Annotated in this window: 2 protein-coding genes; both read left to right on the top strand. The window is 32.0% G+C overall.

Going from position 1 to position 444, the window contains the following annotated elements; genetic code table 11:
• Nucleotides 1–50: 50 nt before the first annotated feature.
• Nucleotides 51–293, top strand: coding sequence for a type II toxin-antitoxin system ParD family antitoxin (locus SK086_RS13620; protein ID WP_291275989.1), 243 nt, complete (start codon nt 51–53; stop codon nt 291–293).
• Nucleotides 293–444, top strand: a 152-nt coding sequence (locus tag SK086_RS13615) for a type II toxin-antitoxin system RelE/ParE family toxin (protein ID WP_324692348.1), incomplete at its 3' end; no start/stop codon positions are given. The genes SK086_RS13620 and SK086_RS13615, both read left to right, overlap by 1 nt.

Raw genomic sequence — 444 nt, 5'->3', positions numbered from 1 at the left:
ATTTGCTTAATTACCAAATTTTGGTAACTTTACAAAAAAAAGAAGTAATCATGGGAAGAAACACATCAATATCTTTAGGGAATCATTTTGAAAGTTTTATTGAATCAACTGTTTCGAAAGGTCGTTTCAGTAACGCAAGTGAAGTTGTTCGCGCCGGACTAAGACTCTTGGAAGAAGAAGAAAACCGTATAATCATTTTACGTAATGCAATTCGTGAAGGAATTGAAAGTGGTCGAGCTGTTGACTTTGATCCAAAAAAACATCTTGAAACTTTAAAATCAAGAAAGAAGTAATGGCTAAGTTTTATTTGACAAATAAAGCCGTTGAAGATTTAGGAGAAATATGGAATTATACAGTTCAAACTTGGTCTGAAAACCAAGCAGAAATTTATTATTCTTTACTAATCGATTCTTGCCAAGAATTAGCAAATAAATCGAGTTTAGG

Origin of the sequence: Flavobacterium cheonhonense (genome assembly GCF_035671315.1) — a bacterium.
GTDB lineage: Bacteria > Bacteroidota > Bacteroidia > Flavobacteriales > Flavobacteriaceae > Flavobacterium > Flavobacterium cheonhonense.
Note: the sequence above shows the minus strand (reverse complement) of the source record. Positions and strands in the feature narration are given on the sequence as shown.

Coding starts and splice junctions, on each gene's coding strand:
- SK086_RS13620 (WP_291275989.1), top strand. CDS start 51: ATGGGAAGAAACACATCAATATCTTTAGGGAATCATTTTGAAAGTTTT.